The sequence below is a fragment of the Acinetobacter towneri genome (genome assembly GCF_017498585.1).
Classification (GTDB): domain Bacteria; phylum Pseudomonadota; class Gammaproteobacteria; order Pseudomonadales; family Moraxellaceae; genus Acinetobacter; species Acinetobacter towneri.
Window position 1 is genome coordinate 910,816 of sequence record NZ_CP071766.1, and the last position, 23,197, is coordinate 934,012.

Consider the following 23,197-nt stretch of genomic DNA (forward strand, 5'->3'; position numbering starts at 1 on the left):
CATGAAACAGCGCATTGCAATTATAGGAGCAGGACCAGCAGGGCTAATGGCTGCCGAAGTGCTGAGTCAGTATGCCTATGATGTGCATGTCTATGAGCAAAAACCTTCCGCGGCACGTAAGTTTTTGATGGCGGGTAAAACAGGTCTGAATATTTCACATGCCGAACCGATTGCACAATTTGTTCAGCGTTATGATCAGACGGAATGGTTGGCGCCGTGGATTCAACAATGGGATGCGGCTTGGATTCAAAACTGGATGCAGAGTTTAGGGATTCAGTCTTATGTAGGTTCATCGGGGCGGATTTTCCCACAAGAAATGAAAGCCGCACCTTTGCTGCGCGCATGGTTAAAACGCTTGGTTGATGCAGGCGTGCAGTTTCATTATCGGCATCAGGTATGTGATTTAAATAATAATCAACTCAGTATTCAAAATCTAAGTACAGGTCACATTGAACAACAGCAATTTGCCGCCATTGTGATGGCATGTGGGGCAGTGTCGTGGTCGAAATTGGGTAGTGATGGTGCATGGCAGCGTTGGTTATCTGCCAATGAAATTCAGCCTTTCCAAGCCAGCAATGCAGGGGTGGAATGTCACTGGTCTAACTATATGCAGCCAGTTTTTGGACAACCTTTAAAACGTGTGCAAGCATGGGTGAAAGGCGCTGAAGCGAGCATGGGCGATATTGTGATTAGCCATTATGGTTTGGAAAGTGGCTTAATTTATAAGCAAGGGCGAGCATTGCGACAGTTGCAGCACGCTCAACAACCGCTGCAGTTACAACTCGATTTGCTACCCGATTTAACCGTTGAGCAACTCTACCAAAAGTTGCAACCTTCCAAAAAACAGTCTGTAAGCAATATTTGGCGTAAGGCAGGTTTGGATGCCGTGAAGTCTGCAGTCGTGCGTGAGTTGGTGGATAAAGCCCTTTGGCAGCAACCTATGCAATTGGCGCAGCAGATTAAAAATTTAACGGTGCCTTTAAAGGGTTTTCGTCCTATTGAAGAAGCAATTAGCTGTGCGGGCGGAGTCAAACGTGAGGTTTTATCTGCACAATTGCAGTTAAATTCCAATCCACACGTTTTTCTCTGTGGTGAAATGCTGGATTGGGATGCGCCAACGGGCGGCTATTTGCTGACAGCCTGTTTTGCTACAGGACGCGCTGCCGCTGAAGGAGTGCATCAGTATTTACAGCAGCGTCCGTAAAACACGTTATTCATCAAGTTGTGGATATTGCCCACGCCAATGTTCTAGTTGTTGCTGCGCCTGTAGCAAGTCTGCTAAGCCTTGCTGACGTTGTTCTTTACTGACAGGATAAGGTGCAGAAGTTGTATTTTGAGTTGCTAGATATTGCGCTTGCTGTTCCCAATAATGACTCATTAGGCCTTGAATATAACGCCCTTGCGGTGTCTTTAAATCCAGTTCTTTGAGCATACTCAAGGCAGATTGAATGTTGTCCTGCAGGCGATTTTGTGCAAATGCAGCATCGAGTTGTTGGCTTTCATGCAAGCGTTCTAACTCATCTTCCAAATCATTGCTCATTTGGTCATGGCGTTGTTCATAATCCATCAGCAATTGAATATCATGCGGGTCATCCGCAGTCATTTCAAAGGGCTGAATCGCGGCTTGCTCGACCTGAGTTTGCATGATTTGATCTTCAGGGCTGAGTTTGTCTGCATGTTCTACTTTGCTGCGCTCGCAAGCGCTGAGGGAGAACGCCAAAAAAATTGTTAAGGGAGCAATCGCGTGTTTAAAGGTTATTTGCATTTATTTGCTCCCTCTCATTCAACTTTTTGATAGACATACAAATGTGTGCAATAGGGAAATTCAATTTCATCTTGCACATGCTTATTCGTATATTCTAATACTAATTGTTCAAATTGTGTTTTGAGTTGTTGTTGCTGTTCAGTTGGCATTGCAGCAATGAAACTGGTCGAAAGCAAACGCTTAGACACGACTTGTTCAACTGTACCAACATGCGTGTGATGAAATTTCTGCTCGTGAGTAAGTTGGAATAAATCTGTATCGGCAAATACCTGACGCCAGTCCTGATTGTGAAAACGCGGTGTATCGCCCTCAAAAGGCAAAATCATCTTTGCCAGTGCATTGACCCAATTGACTGAAATATCACGTTGATTCCAAATTAACAGCAAATGACCTTGCGGTTTTAAGATTCGGTGAATTTCCTTTAAACTTTGCAGATTGGCAAACCAATGAAAAGATTGCGCACAGCTCACCAAATCTGCACATTGATCGTGCAGTGGTAATTGCTCACTTCGTGCTTGAATTGTCTTAACTTGTGGGTAAAGTTGTTCTAATTCGGCTAACATGCTGGCAATCGGATCTACCGCTATAAGCTGAGTTGTCAGTTTGAGCAAATGTGGCAGGAACTTTCCTGTGCCAGAACCCAAGTCTACAATATTGCTATTAAGTGGAACTTGGAGCTGATCTTGCAGGAAAACATCGACTTCTTGCGGGTAACTGGGACGAACTTGTTGATATAGGTTTGCCCCTAAAGCAAAACCTTGTTGTGCGGCAGGATGTAGAGATTGTGTCATATTTTGCGATTTTTAATCTGCTGTGCATCTATAAAATAACATATTCACTTTTGGACTTGCGTACAGGGTATTCAAGTTTAAAGTAACGGTTTAATTCAGCGCCTTGGCGCCGGTGTGGGAATGGACAAACACATAATTTTTGAAGACGGACATATCCGCGCTATTTTCATGAAAGGCTCATCTCAGGAGCTGATTTTTTCTTTTGGCGATTTAATTACACGGGCCAAAGGAACGTCTATTAATGCCGAAAAATCACTGGAAAAGTTTCATTTTAATGTGATTGGGGTCATGCCTAAGGAAAAATCATGGTTTCCTGAAGCTTCTATGCGTGCCATGTTGGCAGCCATTCAAGACCTGATTGCTCCGTTTAAAATTCGCGTGGGCTATGGCGGCTCAATGGGTGGCTATGCGGCAATTAAATATTCCAATTTGCTGGATTTAAACCGCATTGTGGCTTTGGTGCCGCAATATTCAATTGACCCTGAAGATATTCATGACCCACGCTATAACATGTTTTATCATGCAGACTTAAATGCCAATATGCGCATTCAAGCGCAAGATGTATCGGCACAGCGTGAATATATTGTGGTCTATGACCAATATTATGCTGAAGATCGTGGGCATTATTTAAAAATTCAGCCTTTAATTCCGCATTTACATACCTTACATTTGCCATTTACAGGGCATGATGCAATTGCGATTTTAGCCAACTCTGAATTACTGAATGACTTTTTAACCCATCCTTTTGATGCGCCGTTCTTTTACCAAAAAATTCGCAAGGTGAAAAAAAACAGCAAGTTTTACTATCGTAAAGTGATTGAAAATGTCTTGCCGAACCATCGCTGGTCTTTAGGTCGTATTTTAAAATACAATAACTTACAGCTAGACAGTAACTTTTTTGATGCCAAGTTGAAACAAAACCTGATTCGCTCCTTGCTTAGCAATAAACAGGTCGATCAGCACGATTTAAACAAACTTGGCTTACAAATTCAGTTACCGTATGAAAATCGTAATGTCTTGCTCGACCATTTTGGTCATGGTTTGGTGTTTAACATCATCAGCCAAAAAATTGAGAGCTATGCCGCACATGCAATTGCCTTAAACCATAAATTCCTGATTCCGATTTATGCAAAGGGCAGTGGTTTGGTGCAAATTTATCTGAATGATGAACGCTATTTAATTAGTATGAATGATCGTCATGTCATGAAACTATGCAAAGAACAAGATGCACTTGCTGCAGGCATGCACCCATTAATATTGAAAAAATATAGCGACTATTTTGTGTTGAGCTATAAAGATTTGAACCTGAGCAGTGATGAGTTTGGCGGCAACGACTTTGTGGAAGATTTGCCAGATACTGCCAAATTTACCCTAGAACTGGAACAGTAAGCTGCAAAGTTTGATCCATTATTTAGATGGTTTAAACTTTAGACACTTGTATTGTTTTGCCATTGGGCTAAGATGATCTTAAAACATGGTTTTGTTGATCATTCCAAGGGTAGTATGTATGACCAAGTTGTTGATGCCTGCTGTGCTTGTTTTGCTGTCCAGTTTCATTTTATCTGCGACTTTGTTTGCAGATGCGCCTGAGCCGAAGGCTTATCTATTTTTTGCTTTAGGTTTGTTGGTATTGTTGGGATTAGGCGCTTATGTATTCCGACAAATTCAAAAATCGATACGCTATCACATGAATAAGCCTGCAGATTAAATGCAGGCTTATTTATTTGCGCTGAGTTATTTTTGTGCTTTTCAAGCAAACCAATAAAATAAATCAAAAAAATTATAGCTTGATCACTTTAATTTCTTCTTCAGCCTCTGCATTTGGTGCAGCCTGAGTCTGTGCTTCTTGAGTAGGTGCTGTGTTGGTGGCTGCAGGGGCAACAGTCTGTGAAGGCACACTTAATGGTGCTTGATAGATAGGCACGGCATGATCACTTTGTCCTGTAATCACTTCTTTGGTTTCCTGAATTTTAGTATTTACATTGTTGGCAAGTTGCTGCCCAGTATGTTTGGCTTGAGCCGCACCCTGACTGCCCAATTGTTTGGCGTTGTCTAAAGCTTGATGTGCCGATGGGCGAATTTTTTCAATACCTTTTTCGGTTACTTCACCGACTTTTTGTGCTGCCTGAATCACACCTTCCTGAGTTTTATATGCCCAAACATGTAAGAGGTTTGGATTGTCTGCATAAGGCTGAATTGGTTTATTACTTTGAGTTTGTGCAGCACTACTTTGTGCCCACACCGAAGCACTACTGAACAATAGTCCAATACAAATGCTGATATTGATCTTTTTCATTGTGCTGTGCCTCTTAGGATGCCGAATACTGGTCGTTGAAAGGTTTTGAATGGAATGTACTGCATTGTATAAAGCCTAGATGATCTGCAGTGTTTATTTTTCGCAAGTATGATGTATTTTTAGGTGAAATTTACAGTGTTTGAGACTTTAAAGTGCTTGAAACTATGGCAGAGTTTCAGACTTAAAGAAGAAGACCCACATAAAATTGTGGGTCTTGTTACTCTGGAGAGTTGTTAAAGCAGGGCAGCAATGGCTACACTGCTTTTATCATCTTAGTTTGAAATATCAAGCGATGCTGTATTTATATTGAAAGTCCAACAATCTTGCTACATCAAGATACATTCAAAGCTGTTTTTAGCTTAGTTGCATTGTGCAAGCGCATCTTTATGAAAATGGTTGCGTAAGGTGATGAAGTTCTTTTGCACAGTTGCATCATGCAAGTCAAAGTGAGTTGCTATGCTAGTCCCATCTTGTGCAAATGTTGCAGAACCAGCTGAAATTAATGCATTGCCTTTAAATGCCCATTGTTCAATAGAACGACCTGCTTGCAGTGTGCCTGTAAATTCGATCACGCATTTATCAATAAATTTTGTGAGTTTGGCGCTGTTATTGACAGTGTCTGGGTAAACTTCAATATTTTTCACTTCTTGTAAAACACCTGCTGTGAGCTGTGGAATGACAGGTGCAGAAGTACACGCACTAAGAGAAAGGCAAGTTAAACCCGATAAAATGAGTGTTTTAAGTTTCATAAGCTTGTTTTCTTGTTGAGTGTTGTTAGGTTGAGTATAGGGAATCAGTTGGAAAATGACTATAGTATTTGAATAATTCATAGCTTGTAGTTTAAAAATTACTTTTTATATTAGCTAAGTTTTTAATATTCCAAATTTTTTAGAAGGTAATAGAAAGTGGGTGAGGCAAAAAACAGAGGAACTTACGAAGATCGTAAATTAAAAGCCATAACAAACAAAGTAGATTTATTAACTAAAGAAATGGTCGATATGAATGACCCTAATATGTATTTTTTAAAGCAAGGCTATGAATTTTTAAAAAATGCACTTCATCCTGATGATTGGAATACAAGAAGAGCTAAAATAATAGATTACTTAAAAAGTAGACCAACAAATTATGCTGAAAAAAATGCAAGAGTTCGCTTTAAAGAAGATGAGATAACTTGGTACATTTTCTTATGCGAAGAGTTTTTTAAATTTCCGCTAATTAGTAATCCAAGCCAAATGGCTAGAATTTCACCATTAATAATAAGATTAGGTAGTCACGTCAATCTTTTAAAGCAAGTTGAAAATATTGATAAAAAACTTAAAGAACTAGTAAAAAAATATAGGAACAATCCTGATGGTGTTTTATTTGAATTGATAGTAGCTGCATCTTATCTAGATCAAGGATATGAAGTTAAGTTTATTGAAGAGTCTGCACAACAAAAAAAACCAGATCTATTTATTTGTAAAGGTGATGAAAAATATTACATCGAATGTAAACGGTTACAGCAAAGAACAGATTATGCCGATAAGGAAAGGGGATTATTTTTAGAATCTTGGACAGATATAAAGTGTTTTTTATTGGAAAATTTTCCAAATTTTTGGTTTGATATAAATATCAAATGTGAACTTGTTGATAATAATAAATTAGAGTTAATGAGTAAGTTCTCACAATTAAATCCAAGAAACAATCGAATATCATATTCTGATGATGAGATTGATATGGTTGGTGAAAGACAAAATATTGAAAAAATTAATAAATATTTATCAAGAAATTATGTTAAATGTGAAAGTTATGTGTTTGCAAAATTACTAGGCGATAATCTAGTTTATGGATTTTGTGAAAGAACTTATGATGTTGAATTTCACCCCTATATAATTTCTTTAGCTTCAGCTCCGATCATGGGAATGATGGTTGGAAAAATCAATAAGTTTATTGGAGTTACTCGGCATTTTACAAATAGTGAAAGCATGTCCAAAAAATCCAGAGAAATTAAAAGACATGTAAGTGAAGCAATTACTCAGTTAGAGGAATATAAGCCATCAATAGTGCATGTCCTATACGAAGCTATGGAAGATGCTATTGTTGAGAATTTAAGGTGGTCTAAGATCGAAGAAAAAATGAAAGAGTTGGAATCAGGATTAGATGTGAATACATCTGTTAAGGTTCATAGATTACAATATTATGAATCAGAAAAACTCTTTGATATATGTGAAACGATAAAAGTTTGGGGGAGAGAATTGCAGTTTAAACCTTTTGTAATTATTCCAAATACATAAAATAAAAAACCCGCTTTCAAAGCGGGTTTTTTAACAGTTAGATATTAGTGCTGCAACACACTTACATCTGCAACACGTGTAAACAAATCACGTAACTGAGCGAGTAAACGTAAGCGGTTGGCTTTCAACTCTGCATCATCTGCCATCACCATGACACTGTCAAAGAAAGCATCAATAGGCGCACGCAATGCAGCCAATTGAGAGAGTGCGGTGGTGTAGTCTTTTGCTGCCAATAATGGCTCCACCACAGGTGTGATTTTCGCAAGTTCCGCGAATAATGCTTTTTCTGCATCTTCCACCAAGTTAGCTTCAATGACGCTTCCTTCAGGTGCGGTTTCTTTGGCTAAAATGTTGGCAACACGCTTGTTTGCAGCAGCCAATGCAGCCGCTTCAGGCAAGGCACGGAAGTGATTTACCGCATTCACACGTTTATCAAAATCTAGTGGAGATTTTGGTGATAACGCTTGAACCGCTTGGATCACGTCAACATCAACGCCTTGGTCTTCGTACTTCGCACGGTAACGGCCTTCTAGGAATGCAACCGCATCTGCCAGAGTCTTGTCGTGGTCTTTCAATACATCGCCATAAGCAGCCAATGCCAGCTTGATCAGGTCTTCGATAGATACATCAAGTTCATTTTCAGTCACTAGACGCAGGATACCAATGGCAGAACGACGTAGCGCAAATGGGTCTTTAGAACCTGTAGGTGCCTGACCAATACCGAAAATACCAGTTAAAGTATCTAGACGATCCGCAAGGGCAATCGTTGTACCCGTTTTGGTTTTAGGCAGAACGTCACCCGCGAATTTAGGTAAATATTGCTCACCTAAAGATTCAGCCACTTCATCATTTTCACCTTCAAGACGTGCGTAGTAAGTTCCCGCAATCCCTTGAAGTTCTGGGAATTCACCCACCAATTCAGAGGTTAAGTCACATTTTGCAAGTAAAGCAGCTTTTTCTGCATCTTGCGGATTTGCACCCGTAATTGGCGCCAAAGCAACAGCCAGTTTGGCAATACGTTCAGATTTGTTCCACAGCGTACCCAATTGTGCTTGGAAAACCATGTTTGCCAATTTTTCTTTGCGTGATGCAAGTGGTTGCTTTTGGTCTTGCAAGAAGAAGAATTCAGCATCAGACAAACGTGGACGTACCACTTTTTCGTTGCCTTCAATAATTTGAGTCGGGTCTTTCGACTCAATATTGGAAACAGTAATAAAGTAAGGCTGTAATTTGTTGTCGCTATTGACCAAACAGAAATACTTTTGGTTGTCTTGCATGGTGGTAATTAAAGCTTCTTGCGGCACAGCAAGGAAACGCTCTTCAAAGCTGGCACGTAAGGCAACAGGCCATTCAACCAATGCAGTTACTTCATCACGTAGGTCGCTTGGTACAATCGCAATCGCATTAACTTCATCCGCTAATGCTTTTACTTGCTGATCAATGATCGCTTGACGCTCTTCAAACGACGCCACAACGTAAGCAGCTTTTAACTTCGCTAGATATTCATCGGCATGAGTTAAAGTGATAGCTTCAGGTGCATGGAAACGATGTCCATAAGTGACATTACCTGCCTGATGGTCTTGAATCGTTGCTTCAATTACTTGATGATCTTTAAGTAAAACGACCCATTTTACTGGGCGCACAAATTCAGTACGGCTTGCAGCAGAACGCATACGTTTTGCAATTGGCAGGTTGTCCAATGCTGTTTGTAAAATGTGTGGCAATAACGCATCAAGGCTTTGACCTTTCACGTCTTTTAAGTAGCAGACTTTTTCAACTTTACCTGCTTGGAATGTAGAGACTTGATCTACCGTAATGCCTTGACCGCGCATAAAGCCTTCAAGGGCTTTGGTTGGTTTGCCTTCGGCATCGTAAGCAGCTTGAACAGCAGGGCCGTCAAAGCGTTTTTGTGTGTCTGCTTGTGCGGCATCGACATTAGCAATTTTAAGTGCCAAGCGACGTGGTGCTGCATAGGCTTCAATTGCATCAAAAGCCAAGCCTGCATCTTTCAAACCTTTTTCAGTTTCTGCAAGTAGTGCATCACGTAAGGTTTTTAAGCTTTTCGGTGGGAGTTCTTCGCAACCGAGTTCAAATAAAACTGTATGTTTAGACATTATTTGCTTTCCTCAGTATTTTGCGCTTTGGCTTCCGCTTCAACCTGTGCTTTTAATTGTGCCAAGACTTCATCACGTAAATGTGGTTCAGCCATTGGGAAGCCTAATTTTGCACGTGCAGCCACATAACTTTGTGCAATAGAACGCGCCAAAGTACGGACACGTAAAATATAACGCTGACGCTCAGTCACAGAAATTGCACCGCGCGCATCCAAGAGGTTAAAGCAGTGAGATGCTTTAATCACTTGCTCATAAGCAGGTAGCGGTAATTCTGCTGCAATTAAACGGCTCGCTTCTACTTCATAGAAGTCAAACAGTTCAAACATTTTTTCTACAGGTGCGTATTCAAAGTTATAGGTCGATTGTTCAACTTCGTTTTGATGGAACACATCGCCATACGTTACAGTACCAAACTGTCCTTTAGTCCAAACCAAGTCGTAAACTGAGTCTACACCTTGCAAGTACATTGCCAGACGTTCAAGACCGTAGGTGATTTCGCCTGTTACAGGGTAGCACTCAACACCACCGACTTGCTGGAAGTAAGTAAACTGAGTCACTTCCATGCCGTTTAGCCATACTTCCCAACCCAAGCCCCAAGCGCCAAGAGTTGGAGATTCCCAGTTATCTTCTACAAAGCGAATGTCATGCACCAATGGGTCAATTCCAATTGCTTTTAAAGAATCTAAATACAACTGTTGAATGTTGTCTGGGTTTGGTTTCAGCACCACCTGAAATTGATAGTAGTGTTGTAAGCGGTTCGGGTTTTCGCCATAACGACCATCTTTAGGACGACGAGATGGTTGTACATACGCCGCGTTCCATGTTTCTGGACCTAAAGCACGTAGGAAAGTGGCAGTGTGGAATGTCCCTGCACCCATTTCCATATCGTAAGGTTGTAAAACGACGCAGCCCTGCTCCGCCCAGTAGTTTTGTAAGGCAAGAATTAAGCCTTGAAAGGTATCAATATGCGATATGGCGCGACTCATGGTCATCCACTTAAAATTAGAGAAAAATTGTGCTCAATTATAAGGATTTTGCGGGGTGCTGGCAAAGGTTAAAGCACAACTAGCGGTTGGTTGTTTGGGGTTTTACAAATTCACTGATAAATGAAAGATATAAAACAAATACATCTTACTGAATGATTGCCTTATAATCTTGTCCAATTGTCACCACTGGATTGCCTGCCCGTGTTTCATTCACAACTTGATTGGCTGAATACGCTGAAACCCAATTTTAAAGTATTGCCGTTAAAAGAACGCCTACTTTGTGGTTTGGGCGCATTATTGGGTTTGGCATTATCTTCCCTGATCAGTTGGTGGGTGTTGGGCGATATTAACGCATGGTATATCGCGCCAATGGGTGCATCTTCGGTATTGTTGTTTGCTGTGCCTGCCAGTCCTTTGGCGCAGCCGTGGAATATTGTAGTTGGGAACAGTATTGCAGCAATTATGGGCGTGAGCTGTGCTTTATATATTCCAAATTTAACCGAAGCCTTTAGTGTGGCTGTGGCTTTATCTATTTTCTTGATGATGACCACCGATTCGCTGCATCCACCGAGTGGAGCAGTGGCCATTACCGCAGTGCTTGGCGGAGATGCCGTGCGTGAGCTGGGTTATCACTTCATCTTTTATCCTGTGCTGCTTAATTCAGTTTTGCTGATGGTGATTGCAATTGTATTTAACCGCTTGATTGGCAAGCCTTATCCTCAAACGCCACAGTTGAATCAACGTACCCAAGACCCAACGCCTACTCAAAAAGCCACTATTCAGCCGCAAGATATTCAAGGTGTTTTAGATGCACAAACCCAGTTGCTAGATATTAGTGAATACGACTTACAAAAAATCATTTTAGAAGCGCAACACAAAGCCAGTGAACGACAAACTCAAGCACTGACTTGTGCCGATATTATGAGTAAAGATGTGGTCAGTTTGCAGCAAGATGAGGATATTCACAGTGCTTTAGAAAAATTCAAACACATGAATTTAATGAGTTTACCTGTCATTGATACAGAGCAACATTTGGTTGGAACTTTGGCGCTGTATGAAGTAGTGGAATGGTTTAAACACGCAACAGATTTGCCGTATAGCTGGAAACATCAAGTGAAACATATCATGTTACGCCAAGTGGTCACGGTGCAACCGCAACAAAGTATTCAAGACCTTGTGCCGTACTTTGTCGAGCGCTCTTTTAACTACATTCCTGTGGTAGAGCAGCAGCGTTTGGTGGGGATCATTAGCCGTGCCGATATGATTGCCGTCTTGAATCAACAGCTTGCTGTAAAGACCAATTAATAGACTCGCATTGTCGATGTGTATTCAACACGACTCAATCCTGAAATGCTGTGACTTTTAAAATATATTGCAGGTTGAAAGGCAAAAAAAAGCTACGATGCTTGGGGGAGCAATCGTAGCGAAAAAGAAGAAAGTTGTGTGAATAGGGTGGTGTCTACAAGTGAATCGGTAAATGATTCAAGCCTATGAATCTTTAAATATGGTCAGTCTTTAAAATTTCAATACCGTTTATCGGTCTTGATCAGGATTGACCGTGCGCACAGGTCTTGTGTAGCCCTGAGTATAGTTTGTTGTATTCGACTGGTTTTGTTTAGGGATCACCAACCACAACACCAAATACACCAAAATGCCAGGAAAGGCAGCGCTCATCACGGAAACAATCACAAAAATTAAGCGCAGTAAATTTGCGTTCCAACCAAAACGTTCAGCAATACCACCCATGACCCCAGCAATCATATTTGAGCGGTTAGAGCGATATAAACCAACATTGGCCATCTAATTCTCCTTAAGAGATCTAAAATTCAAAATAAATACAGGCTGATGTTTAGCTTCACAGCACATCATCTATATATAAAATAAAAATGGTGATGCACTTGGGTTTTTAAAGGGCGGTAAGCAAGGCAATTAGTAAAGTTATGTAACATTTGGTGTTGCTTAAACCAGCATCCACCTAAAATATCCTAAAGAAGCGATGGGCAGAGTAAGCGCTTGACCACAAAGGATTGAGGAAAAGCATGGCTTACATCGAGCTGCCTATTCAGTGGTTTGAATAGGACTGAGTATTCAGTCTGGTCACTCTATATGAGGGATAGTGTGTCAGCTAAATCAAATATTTGCGCAGTTTCAATATGGAGTGCAGTGGCATTGCTTGGATGCGATGATTCACAACTTGAGCAAGCTGCCGTGCAAAAATATACAGAACAGGCAGAAACCAAAAGACTGACTGAGGTGGCAGGGCAGGCAATCGCACCCATACAAACGGCTGCAACGGAACATCATATTCCCGAGAATCATCTGACTTATGTGGGACGCTATACCATTCAGATTAGCTGTGAAGATAAGTTTGTTATGTGCGAAAGCGGAAAAGTCGATTATATTCTGACCTTATTGCCTGATGGGACAGCGCATCGTATTTTTGTCAATGCGGGGCAAATCAGTTACGACAATAAAAAAAAATACCGCAAAGATTTATGGTTCTATGATGAAGACGCGCATCAAATTGTGGTGGCACGCGCCTCTGGGGTGAACTTTTACTATAATGTTGATCAAGACCATAATTTAATTATGGATAAAAACAAAATTGCGATTGCAACAGAAAATAATCGTGAATACTTTAAAAGCAATCCCTTACCTTCGCAAAATTATCATTTAATCAGAGCAAGTTAATTGTTGATTCAACTCAATTCTTAGCCCATGAGTGAAAAACTTTTGGGCTTTTGTTTTTTTACATCAAGTTTTTCTTTGGGATGTGTAAAGTATGATTTATCAATGATGGCACATCTTCTACAACTGAATGGAGCAGGGTGTAGTGGATAAAAGTGTTAGTCAAATAGGGCAGAATACGGGAATTGTATAGTAAATTACGAAACTGCATGATCCACAGAATAGTGCTGTGATGACTGGCAATTTAAAGGATTTTTTATAAGGAATGGTGGGTCGTCCGCGATTCGAACGCGGGACCAACGGATTAAAAGTCCGCTGCTCTACCGACTGAGCTAACGACCCAGAGGAGTAAAAATGATGATGATCATTTTTAGAATATCAACCTTGAAGAAGATGGTGGGTCGTCCGCGATTCGAACGCGGGACCAACGGATTAAAAGTCCGCTGCTCTACCGACTGAGCTAACGACCCATCTAAGGTTGATCAAGGAAATGGTGGGTCGTCCGCGATTCGAACGCGGGACCAACGGATTAAAAGTCCGCTGCTCTACCGACTGAGCTAACGACCCTGAACCAGCAATCAAGCGGGCTTGATTGTGAAGTGCAAGAAAAACCAGAGGGTTTTAAGCACCACTTCGTTTGATGGAGCGTATTGTAGCAAGATATGAAGCGAGCGCAAGTAAAAAATAAAAAAGTTGCCTATGTTTGATTATAAATGCAACAAATTTGTCGTATCTAATCAAAAAATAGGCAACCTGGTGGCTTAGAAGCGATATTGATACTGTTGAATATTGTCGTAAATTTCTTGGGTCAGTTCGCAATAAGCAGATTGGTTTGGCAATAATACCAGAATTTTTTCATCACACTGTTTTAAATCAAAACCTTGAGTTTTCAGGGTGTTCTTCTGATATTTAAATGTACCTGTAGTTTGCATTTGCTTTTGAATGCGTAAAAAAACGGGTACTGCATAAGCGGGCATTGCTTTTTTAAACTCCACCAGCATTTGACGCAAGTCTTGTTCATCTAACTGGCAGCCTTCGTTTAAGGTAATCGCAGCCATACCTGCACGACCATTGGTATGTGGGATTTCAACGCCATACACGACAGCTTCAGCAATTTTTTCATAGTCACTGACAATGTTTTCTACTTCTGTGGTGGATACGTTCTCACCTTTCCAGCGGAAGGTATCACCTAAACGATCAACAAACTGGGCGTGACGGAAGCCAATGTCGCGGACTAAATCGCCCGTGTTAAAATAGGCATCGCCTTGTTTAAACACGTTTTGCATCATCACCGCCTTGTTTTTTTCAGGGTCGGTGTAGCCATCAAACGGTGAGCGACGGGTGATTTTTCCAATCAATAAGCCGACTTCGCCTTTTTTGACTTTCATGCATTTGCCTTTGGCATCGCGTACGGGTTCATTTTTTTCTTTATCAAACTGAATGACCGCATAAGGTGTCGGTGAAAAACCAACCGTGTTGTCAAAGTTAAACACATTGCTAAAGCCGACGTTGCCTTCGCTAGACGCATACAGTTCCAGAATTTCCTGAACACCAAAGCGTGTTTTGAATTTGCTCCAAATATTAGGACGCATGCCATTGCCAATCATTTTGGTCACACGATGCCCACGCTCTAAATCAGAAGCAGGCGCATCCATTAAATAACGGCACAATTCGCCCACATAGCCAATCGCAGAGGCATTGAATTTGTGTACATCTTGCCAGAAGCATGAAGTGGAGTATTTTCTACGGATGGCAAAGGTGGCACTGCCTGCAATTACGCCACACCAGCACACCACAATGCCTGTGGCGTGGTACAGCGGCAGAGTGCAGTACATCACATCATCCTGATTTAAACCCAAGACATGACCATAGGTACCATAAGCCAACGTCCAACGGCTATTGGTGAAAATCACCGCTTTAGGTAAGCCTGTTGTACCTGAGGTATAGATATAAAACAGCCCATCTTTGCCCTGTACTGACTGTGTGGTGGCAGGGTTAAAGCTTGGGAATGATGCAATGCATTGCGCTAAATTTTGAAAACCTTCAGGGGCAGTGCCAGCATCGGTACGGGTATTTTGATCTGCAAACCAATACAGTCGATTTTCTGTAAGCTCAAGTTCTTGGCGAATATCGGCAACGGCTTGACGACATTCTTCCCCCACAATCACGGCAATTGGTTTGACTAAATTGATGCTGTGCGCCAAAACTTTGGCAACTTGTGCGGTATTGACCAAAGCCACGGTAACGCCAATTTTTGCTAAGCCAATGACACTGGCAATTAATTCAGGGCGATTTTCCAACATCACCGCAATGACATCACCTTTACGTGCACCTATGCTTAAATAGTAATGGGCAATTTGGTTGGCCCAAGCATTGAGCTGTAAATAGCTGTACTGCTGATCTTCAAACACTAGTGCACAGCCATGCGGGTTACGATGCACGGCTTTTTCAAATGCTAGACCTAAGCCTGCAGGCGTGTTGGGTGTGCGTAAATAGGCTTGCTTTAACCCTGTGATCAGGTGAGGCACTTTAGTCATAAACTGCGGAATTTTTGCCGCAACATCCGTTAAGCCAATTAAATCGCTTTTTGTCATCTGGTTCATAAGAATCCTGTTTTTGTCATCATCCGTTGCATCTGCACAGCATCACGTCTTGTTGTTTTGTAATCCCTAAGTCCTAGTGCAATCAACCTAATTTTTCAGCTTTGTTAGGTGTTTTTAGAAAAGCTGTTAAAAATCAAAAACACCTAAGTTCAAATTAGCTCGCTTAAATTTAAGTCAGCACCGCGTTGGCTCTAAAGTAGCAAAAAAAATCCAGCCATTAAAATGACTGGATTTTTTTATTCCGCTGCAAAAGTGCGAATTACGACTCAGTTGGCGGAGTTACTTTTTTAGGTGGACGGCCACGTGGACGACGCGGACGCGCAGTTTTCTCTTTCTCTGCTTTGTCCTGTTCAGATTCAGCAGTTTCGACTGGGTCGTCTACAGCCAATTCCGCTTGTACAGGTGCGACCACTTCAACGGCAGTTTCTTCTTGCGCTGCTGCAGTTTCAGTGACAGCTTGTGCAAGGTCGTCTTGCGCGTTCAACTCAGGCTGAGTAGCTTCAGTTGTAGCCACTGCTTCAGGGTTTACTTCTGTAGTTGCTTCGACTTCAGTGCTTACTGTTGCAGACGTTTCTACCGTAGAACTTGCTTCTACAGATCCTTCTGTAGCTGCCACAACTTCAGTCGTTGGCTCTGCTGCAGGTGTGCTTTCCGCTTCAGCTTTTTCTACTGCCTGTGCTTGCTTGGCTTGTTCCAATGCTTGCTCAGCAGCTTGTTTGGCTAAACGACGACGCTCACGCGGATCGTTGGCAACACGCTTATCTGACACTGGTTTTGGTGGTGTTAGGTCTAACACAGGTGCAGGCTCAGCTTCAGGAGCAGCTTTGGCAACTTCCACATCACGAGTGACAGGTTTTTTCTCTGCCACAGGCGCAGTGCTAACAAGGCTTGCAGCATACTCGTCAGTGAACTTCTGCAAAGCACGATTGAACGTTGGAATTAAACCAAACTGTTCAATCAGAACTGAACAATCTTCGCCATAGACGTGGCGAATCAGGCTACCAATGCTGTATTGCGCTAAAGTTGGCACCTGTGAAGGTGTTAACTTTGGTGCAGTTACTTGCTGCGCTTGACCTTCACGTTGCTGACGACGACGCTGACGCGGGTCATTGCTGGCACGTTTTGCAGGCGCAGTCGGTTGTGCTTGAGCTTCCGCAGGTGCAGCTGTTTCTTCTGCAACAACGGCTGCAGCTTCTACCACTGCAACAGCTTGAGTTGGTTCAGTAACCGTTTCAAGCACAGTTGCTTCTACTGCTGTCACTGGTTCAGCCGCTACTGGCGCAGCATTCAATGCCACAATTTCAGTTTGAGCTTGATCGACATTCACTACCAAAGCCGTCGTGTTGAACTCTTGACGCGGTGCATCAATTAAGTCCACTTTTGGCTGATTAGAAGCCACTGCGGTAGGTGCTTGCTCATTCAATACGCTTGGGTCGCGGTGACGATTTGGGCGTTCTGGACGAGGCTGGTTACGACGGTCACGACGTGGCACGGCATTTTGCTGCTCATTGTTATTTTGAGCTTCTTGCTGCTGCGGTGCTTGGTCATTGCTGTGCTGACGACGAGAATTGCGTTTGTTTTCACGCGCTTCCTGACGTTGCTCCTGACGCGATATTTGAACCACTTCTTCATGCACTTGATGTTGTTGATTATCGTGCTGAGTTTGCGGCTCACGTTGCTCTTTGTGCTTGTTATTGTTGTTGCTGTGACGCGGCTTTTTGTTGTTGTGACGCGGAGCAGGTTTGTCTTCACGTTCAGCAGATTTATCTGCAGAGTCACGTTCAGTTTTTTGTGCCACTGTTGATGGTGCAAGGTACACATTTTGACTGCTTGCAGCAGGGGCAGTAGACGCAGTTGCAATTTGACCAAACTGACCACGGCTCACAGCACCGCTATTTACCATTTGCTCAATGGCTGCTGCAGCATTGTTGGCACTACGTGCTTGATCAATAGTGCTGGCTTGCTTTTGAACAAACAGGTTTTCTAACCATGCACATGGGCTTGCAGCTGTTGTGGCTGCCGCAGGTGCAAGCTGCTGTTGTGCAGATGCTTTATTTTGCTGTGCTGCTTGTGGTTTTCTTGCAGAGGTTTTTTCTGCCGCAGGTGCAGCAGCGTGGCTGTGCGCTTGATCGGCTTCTTCTAAATGCCATTCAGAAGATTCATAACCCAACTCTTTTTCGCTTGAACGAGTTGCTTCAGTACGTTCATAGCTGGTTGGTGCAAAGCCTTCAGGATTATACGAAATTTCGTAATGCGGGGTTTCTAAGTGTGGGTGAGGTAATACAGTCACACGCACATTTGAGGTTTGCTCAAGGTAAACCAGACTGTGACGTTTTTCATTCAGTAAGAATGCTGCAATTTCAACAGGTACTTCGACTTGAACTTCACCATGACGTTCACGCAGGGCAATTTCTTCCACTTTACGCATAATTGAAAGTGAAAGAGAGCGTAGGTCACGTACCATGCCTGTACCGTGACAGCGTGGGCAAACGTAACCAGTCGCTTCTTCAAGTGATGGACGTAAGCGCTGACGGCTCATTTCCATTAAACCAAAACGTGATAATTGACCAAATTGAATACGTGCGCGGTCACTTTGTGTTGCTTCACGAAGTTTGGCTTCAACCATACGTTGGTTGCGGTCTTTGGTCATGTCGATAAAGTCGATGACCACCAAACCACCGATGTCGCGTAAACGCAATTGACGCGCAATTTCTTCGGCAGCTTCAAGGTTGGTATTAAGCGCAGTATCTTCAACATCTTGACCACGGGTAGACTTAGCCGAGTTGATGTCAATTGAAACTAATGCTTCAGTTTGGTCAATGACAATTGAGCCGCCTGAAGGCAATTTAACTTCACGCTCATAAGCTGTTTGAATTTGGCTTTCGATACCAAAATGCGCGAATAGCGGCTCATTTAAAGTATAGGTTTTTAGCTTGTCTAACTGACGTGGCATCACGGCTTTTACGAAGTTATAGGCTTCGTTATAAGCTTGTTCTGAGTCAATTAAAATTTCGGCAACATCATCACGTAAGTAGTCACGAATCGCACGTGTCACCACACCTGCTTCTTGGTGTACCAACATTGGCGATGGGCCAGAGCTTGCGGTGTTTTGAATTTGCGCCCAAAGGTCAAGCAAGTGTTGTAAATCAAGCTGTAATTCTTCTTGTGAACGACCAATGCCCGCAGTACGTACAATCACGCTCATGCCGCGTGGCACGTTTAAAGATGCCAACATTTCTTTGAGTTCTTCACGCACAGAACCTGAAATTTGACGACTGATACCGCCACCTTTCGGGTTATTTGGCATAAGCACTAAATAACGACCAGCCAAAGAAATGAAGGTAGAGAGCGCAGCACCTTTGTTGCCACGTTCTTCTTTTTCTACCTGTACCAAAAGCTCAGTGCCTTCAGTGATCAGTTCACGAATATTAGAAGTTTGGCGAGGGTCGGCTTTGTAATAAGAGTTTGCGATTTCACGCATCGACAGGAAGCCTTGGCGACCTGCACCGTATTCAACAAATACGGCTTCTAAAGAAGGTTCTACACGGGTCACATGACCTTTGTAGATATTCGATTTTTTTTGTTCACGGGTACGATTTTCTAAATCGAAATCGTAAAGACGCTGACCAGTGACAAGTGCAACGCGAATTTCTTCGGCATGTGTTGCATTAATCAACATACGTTTCATGGGTGTAACACCTAATAGTGATACACAGCAAAAAATCGCTAGACACGTAGCGAACATCAAGCATCACGGATCAACTGCTCAGATCTCAAAAAAACCAATTGTGGTCTGAGCTTTTTTTACCGGCCTTTTTGTGTGGGGCTGCGGTGTATGATTCACGTATTGATGATGGCAATACGGCTTTAACCTTTAAACGGATAAAGTCACCTGATCGCTTCACTGGCGGACGAGCGGTGTATTGGATGTGTGTAACTTTCACTGTCACATTGCTCGAAGATCATCTCTTCTTTCATAGATAGAGTGTCTTGATACGGAATTATCGTCGTATCTTTACAAATTGTGCAGATCCAATACATCAAACGCTTTAGCCTGAAGTGGTTTTCAGGGTGCGACTAATCTGATGTGTATCAGTTTACGTTTAAAAACCAACTAGAGTTGGCGACATATTTTTTCAGGCAAACTGATTTATGTACCTGAGGTACAATTAAACGCAACAGTTTGCTTTTTTGCCGATATAATAAGCCTTCGGCGTCGGCATAATTCTTTTGGGACCTGCTCGTATGTAGTGGGATGTTGGTTGATTGCTCTATTTCAGAAAAACCTGAAAAGATTCAACGTGAACCCACTGACGATGGTTTCCGTGCGCTGACTATATCAAACCTTGCATCATCTGCCTATGGGCTAAGCTTATGTTTCTTGTGTAAAGTATAGCCTAAATGATCAGTTTTTAATCAATTTTAGTATTTTATTAGGTCTCTTAACTGTATGAATTCTACCCAACAATGGCAAAGTGTCACTTGGTTTGAAGTGGATGAGCATCAAGCGGGTCAACGCATCGATAATTTTTTGTTTAGTCGTTTAAAAGGGGTGCCTAAAAGTCGCATCTATCGTTTGATTCGTGAAGGGCAGGTGCGGGTCAATAAAAAGCGCATTAAAGCAGAAACCAAACTGAATATTGGCGATCAAATTCGTGTGGCGCCGATTCGCTATGAACAAAAAGACGACAGTGCTGCTCCAATTTCAGACAAGGTGGCACAGGGTTTATTGAGCCGTGTGGTTTATGAAGATGAAGGCTTGATGGTGGTGAATAAACCTTCGGGCATTGCAGTCCATGGCGGCAGTGGCGTTGCCTACGGGTTGATTGAAGGCTTACGTGCTGCGACAGGTAAAAAATATTTGGAATTGATTCACCGTATTGACCGTGATACTTCAGGCTTGGTGATGATTTCCAAAAAACGCAGTACCTTAAAAACCCTGCAAGATTTATTGCGCGAACATAAAATCCAAAAAACTTATGCTGCGATTGTCAAAGGGCAGGTGAGTTTGGATCAACAATTGATTGATGCGCCGTTGCATCGTTATGAATTGGCGAATGGCGAACGTCGTGTACGTGTGTCTAAAGAAGGTAAAGAGTCTAAAACCCAGTGGAATGTGGCTGAGCGTTTTATGCATGCAAGCTTGGTATATGCTTCGCCGTTGTCAGGACGTACCCATCAAATTCGTGTGCATGGTTTAAGCATTGGGCATCCGTTGGTGGGTGATGATAAATATGGTCATCAAACTGAATATCGGGGTCCTGCGCCACGTCGTTTGTGCTTACATGCCATGCGTTTGGAAATTCCAGGCTATCCTGTGATTGAAGCGCCTTTACCTGAAGATATGCAGAGTTTGGTGGCGCAGTTGAGAGCGCAAAAGGCGGATAAGCCGACGGCGCCACCTGAGTTTTAATTTTTGTAACTCTCTGTTGTGCGATAGCAGCTTGCTTCTTTTTAAAGATGAGGAACATTGTTTCGCAAAAAGGAGATGAGGTTTTCAGGGGTAATTCACTGCCACATTTTAAAGTTTTTAATTTAAATTTTTGGTGTATAGGCTATGCCTTACTTTTCAAAGATGAAAAGTAACAAAAAACTTTTGTTTCGCTGATGGAACATCTCTGTGCCACAGCGAAACGGCGACATCCATGTCGCCCTTCGCGTATCGAATATTTGTTGTGATATATGTGCTGATTCTTGGTCGTTTATCCTTTTGAGTTAAGGTAAAGCGAGGGAATTTAAAAGCCGAATCAAATCTAGGAATCTAATATGAACAAACCTGTAGAACTCATCATTTTTGATTGGGATGGCACCTTATTTAATTCCGTCGGTCAAATTGTGGCGAGTTTGCAGTTCGCAGCACAACAATTTCAGCAACCCCTGACCGATGCTGCGGCTAAAAGTATTATTGGTTTGGGTTTGCCTGAAGTGGCACAGCGTTTATTTCCTGAAGTTCCAGAGCTGCATCAAGCGATTTTGCAGTGCTATTCAGAACACTATGTCGAACACTCAAAAACCGATGCTTGGTTTGAGGGTGTGGCAGATATGCTCGATGAGTTGTCAGGTTTGGGACTGAAATTGGCAGTGGCAACAGGCAAAAGCCGTAAAGGTTTAGACCGAGTGTTGGCGCAAACCAAAAGTCAGGATTTGTTTGTGGCGACACGTGCTGCAAGTGAAACCAAATCTAAACCTGATCCTTTAATGTTGCAGGAAATTTTGAGCAGTACCGATGTGCAGGTCGGGCAAGCGATTATGGTGGGTGACACTTCTTACGATTTGGAAATGGCACAAAACATTGCCATGCCGCGTGTAGGCGTGAGTTATGGCGTGCATAGTGTAGAGGTGTTGCAGCGTTATCAGCCTTTAACCATTGCAGATGATGTGCCGAGTTTGCATGATTTTTTAGTGCAGCAATATCGTTTACGTCAGGCGAGTTAAACCCAGTAAAACAATTTAGATGAATTTGAAATTAGAGTAACTTGAAAAATTTCAGGTTGCTCTTTTTTTATGTACTTTTGGGAGCGTCATAAAAAGGCTTAGCTTTTAGTCTAAAGTTAGGATTAAGACATTTTAAGATTGCTGCGAATTGCCGAGTCAATGACTCGGAAAATAATGTCATAGCCTACAGACAACTGTTTTGCTTGCTTTTTATAAAAATAGATTAATAGCTAATAGCTATTGAAAAAAAGAAAATAAGTATTGGCATAAACCCGCCATTTTTCCGATTCTTAATCAGTTTACATACCTCTGAGCTGGATAGCTTGTCCTGAGAATGGACAAGATCGGGGTCATCATCCCTATTTTCTATTATTACCTTTCCAACATCTCGGGGTATATGCCCAATTTTTGCAGTTTAAGGAAACATTGATGTCGAATTCTGCTGTTGTTGAATCAGTTGCGCAAGCATTACGTACTGCCGAACTCTCTCAAACTGCGATTGCGCCAATCCGCCCAGAACTTGGTGGTGAAAGTGCTGACGTAGATATTGCCTATGCCGTTCAAGAAGTGAATACCGAACGTGCCTTAAAAGAAGGTCGTCGTTTGGTGGGGCGTAAAATTGGTTTGACCTCTAAAGTGGTTCAAGCACAACTGGGTGTAGATCAGCCTGACTTTGGCATGTTGTTTGCCGATATGGCTTATGGTGATGGTGAAGCGATTCCTGCAGGTTTGCTGATTCAGCCAAAAGTAGAAGCAGAAATTGCATTGGTGATTAACCAAGATCTAACCAAAGAAAAACACACGTATGCGGATATTATCAGCGCGACTGAATATGCCTTGCCTGCCATTGAAGTGGTCGATAGCCGTATTGAAAACTGGAAAATTAGTTTGATTGATACCGTGGCCGATAACGCATCTTCTGCTGCATTCGTTCTAGGTTCAAAACCAGTCAAGCTAGAAAATCTGGATTTGGTGAACTGCAAAATGGTGATGACCCGTGGTGAAGAAGTAGTTTCTCAAGGCGTGGGTAAAGCTTGTTTAGCAAATCCATTAAACGCTGCCGTGTGGTTAGCCGATGAAATGGTGCGCCGTGGTCGTCCATTGTTAAAAGGCGACATCATCTTAACTGGTGCTTTAGGTCCTATGGTTGTTGCACAGCCAGGTGAAGAATTTAAAGTCGAAATTGAAGGCTTTGGTTCAGTGACAGCTGCGTTTGCTGCGGAATAAATCGAGATTCTAAGAGAGT

At 42.3% G+C, this 23,197-nt stretch carries 18 protein-coding genes and 3 tRNA genes; 9 read left to right on the forward strand and 12 right to left on the reverse strand.

The window, feature by feature from the left end; all coding sequences use genetic code 11:
- The first annotated feature begins 1 nt into the window (after position 1).
- The gene (locus J4G44_RS04280) at positions 2-1,204 is read left to right on the forward strand and encodes a TIGR03862 family flavoprotein (protein ID WP_131261082.1); all 1,203 of its coding nucleotides are present in this window, start codon (positions 2-4) and stop codon (positions 1,202-1,204) included.
- A gap of 6 nt (positions 1,205-1,210) precedes the next feature.
- Here the strand turns inward: J4G44_RS04280 and J4G44_RS04285 are convergent, their stop codons facing one another.
- Positions 1,211-1,765 (reverse strand): hypothetical protein, encoded by a 555-nt coding sequence (locus J4G44_RS04285; protein ID WP_096901318.1) that lies wholly within the window; start codon positions 1,763-1,765, stop codon positions 1,211-1,213.
- Positions 1,766-1,779: 14 nt separating this feature from the next.
- The gene (locus tag J4G44_RS04290) at positions 1,780-2,556 is read right to left on the reverse strand and encodes a class I SAM-dependent methyltransferase (RefSeq protein WP_167845740.1); all 777 of its coding nucleotides are present in this window, start codon (positions 2,554-2,556) and stop codon (positions 1,780-1,782) included.
- A gap of 120 nt (positions 2,557-2,676) precedes the next feature.
- Here J4G44_RS04290 and J4G44_RS04295 point away from each other — a divergent pair, with 120 nt between their 5' ends.
- A complete protein-coding gene (locus J4G44_RS04295; protein ID WP_131261080.1) occupies positions 2,677-3,945 on the forward strand; it encodes a hypothetical protein in 1,269 nt (422 codons plus the stop codon).
- Positions 3,946-4,063: 118 nt separating this feature from the next.
- The gene (locus J4G44_RS04300; protein ID WP_131261079.1) at positions 4,064-4,264 is read left to right on the forward strand and encodes a hypothetical protein; all 201 of its coding nucleotides are present in this window, start codon (positions 4,064-4,066) and stop codon (positions 4,262-4,264) included.
- Between the two features lie 72 nt (positions 4,265-4,336).
- On the opposite strand, the gene J4G44_RS04305 is transcribed toward J4G44_RS04300, so the two are convergent.
- Together J4G44_RS04305 and J4G44_RS04310 are read right to left on the reverse strand one after the other, a co-directional pair.
- Positions 4,337-4,852, reverse strand: coding sequence for a hypothetical protein (locus J4G44_RS04305; RefSeq protein ID WP_207973880.1), 516 nt, complete (start codon positions 4,850-4,852; stop codon positions 4,337-4,339).
- A gap of 359 nt (positions 4,853-5,211) precedes the next feature.
- Positions 5,212-5,601 carry a hypothetical protein gene (locus J4G44_RS04310; RefSeq protein ID WP_004976007.1) on the reverse strand — a complete coding sequence of 130 codons (390 nt, stop codon included), beginning with the start codon at positions 5,599-5,601 and terminating at the stop codon, positions 5,212-5,214.
- Between the two features lie 156 nt (positions 5,602-5,757).
- Here J4G44_RS04310 and J4G44_RS04315 point away from each other — a divergent pair, with 156 nt between their 5' ends.
- On the forward strand, positions 5,758-7,125 hold the full coding sequence (locus J4G44_RS04315; protein ID WP_207973881.1) for a hypothetical protein: 1,368 nt from the start codon (positions 5,758-5,760) through the stop codon (positions 7,123-7,125).
- A 44-nt stretch (positions 7,126-7,169) separates the two neighbouring features.
- Here the strand turns inward: J4G44_RS04315 and glyS are convergent, their stop codons facing one another.
- Together glyS and glyQ are read right to left on the reverse strand one after the other, a co-directional pair.
- Positions 7,170-9,239: a glycine--tRNA ligase subunit beta gene (gene glyS / locus J4G44_RS04320; RefSeq protein ID WP_180168304.1), complete on the reverse strand. Its 2,070-nt coding sequence runs from the start codon at positions 9,237-9,239 to the stop codon at positions 7,170-7,172.
- Entirely contained in the window at positions 9,239-10,225 is a 987-nt protein-coding gene (gene glyQ / locus J4G44_RS04325; RefSeq protein WP_004976017.1) for a glycine--tRNA ligase subunit alpha, read from the reverse strand. The genes glyS and glyQ overlap by 1 nt, the downstream gene beginning before the upstream one ends.
- A gap of 201 nt (positions 10,226-10,426) precedes the next feature.
- On the opposite strand from glyQ, the gene J4G44_RS04330 reads away from it, so the two are divergent.
- The gene (locus tag J4G44_RS04330; protein WP_136144561.1) at positions 10,427-11,530 is read left to right on the forward strand and encodes an HPP family protein; all 1,104 of its coding nucleotides are present in this window, start codon (positions 10,427-10,429) and stop codon (positions 11,528-11,530) included.
- Between the two features lie 228 nt (positions 11,531-11,758).
- Here J4G44_RS04330 and J4G44_RS04335 read toward each other — a convergent pair whose 3' ends face one another.
- On the reverse strand, positions 11,759-12,025 hold the full coding sequence (locus J4G44_RS04335) for a PspC domain-containing protein (RefSeq protein ID WP_131261073.1): 267 nt from the start codon (positions 12,023-12,025) through the stop codon (positions 11,759-11,761).
- A 363-nt stretch (positions 12,026-12,388) separates the two neighbouring features.
- On the opposite strand from J4G44_RS04335, the gene J4G44_RS04340 reads away from it, so the two are divergent.
- Positions 12,389-12,916 carry a hypothetical protein gene (locus J4G44_RS04340; RefSeq protein ID WP_225530221.1) on the forward strand — a complete coding sequence of 176 codons (528 nt, stop codon included), beginning with the start codon at positions 12,389-12,391 and terminating at the stop codon, positions 12,914-12,916.
- Positions 12,917-13,179: 263 nt separating this feature from the next.
- Here the strand turns inward: J4G44_RS04340 and J4G44_RS04345 are convergent.
- The 5 genes from J4G44_RS04345 to J4G44_RS04365 form a co-directional block, all read right to left on the reverse strand.
- Positions 13,180-13,255, reverse strand: a tRNA-Lys gene (locus J4G44_RS04345).
- 52 nt (positions 13,256-13,307) lie between these two features.
- Positions 13,308-13,383: transfer RNA gene (locus J4G44_RS04350), tRNA-Lys, on the reverse strand.
- Between the two features lie 21 nt (positions 13,384-13,404).
- Positions 13,405-13,480: transfer RNA gene (locus J4G44_RS04355), tRNA-Lys, on the reverse strand.
- Between the two features lie 194 nt (positions 13,481-13,674).
- Positions 13,675-15,516, reverse strand: coding sequence for a long-chain-acyl-CoA synthetase (locus J4G44_RS04360; RefSeq protein WP_096901309.1), 1,842 nt, complete (start codon positions 15,514-15,516; stop codon positions 13,675-13,677).
- 259 nt (positions 15,517-15,775) lie between these two features.
- Positions 15,776-19,204, reverse strand: coding sequence for an Rne/Rng family ribonuclease (locus tag J4G44_RS04365; RefSeq protein ID WP_207973882.1), 3,429 nt, complete (start codon positions 19,202-19,204; stop codon positions 15,776-15,778).
- A 762-nt stretch (positions 19,205-19,966) separates the two neighbouring features.
- Here J4G44_RS04365 and J4G44_RS04370 point away from each other — a divergent pair.
- From J4G44_RS04370 to J4G44_RS04380, 3 genes are all read left to right on the forward strand, one after another.
- A complete protein-coding gene (locus tag J4G44_RS04370; protein WP_154321085.1) occupies positions 19,967-20,929 on the forward strand; it encodes an RluA family pseudouridine synthase in 963 nt (320 codons plus the stop codon).
- A 353-nt stretch (positions 20,930-21,282) separates the two neighbouring features.
- Positions 21,283-21,951, forward strand: coding sequence for an HAD-IA family hydrolase (locus J4G44_RS04375; RefSeq protein WP_207973883.1), 669 nt, complete (start codon positions 21,283-21,285; stop codon positions 21,949-21,951).
- A gap of 429 nt (positions 21,952-22,380) precedes the next feature.
- A complete protein-coding gene (locus J4G44_RS04380; protein WP_004976036.1) occupies positions 22,381-23,178 on the forward strand; it encodes a 2-keto-4-pentenoate hydratase in 798 nt (265 codons plus the stop codon).
- The last annotated feature ends 19 nt before the right edge of the window (positions 23,179-23,197 follow it).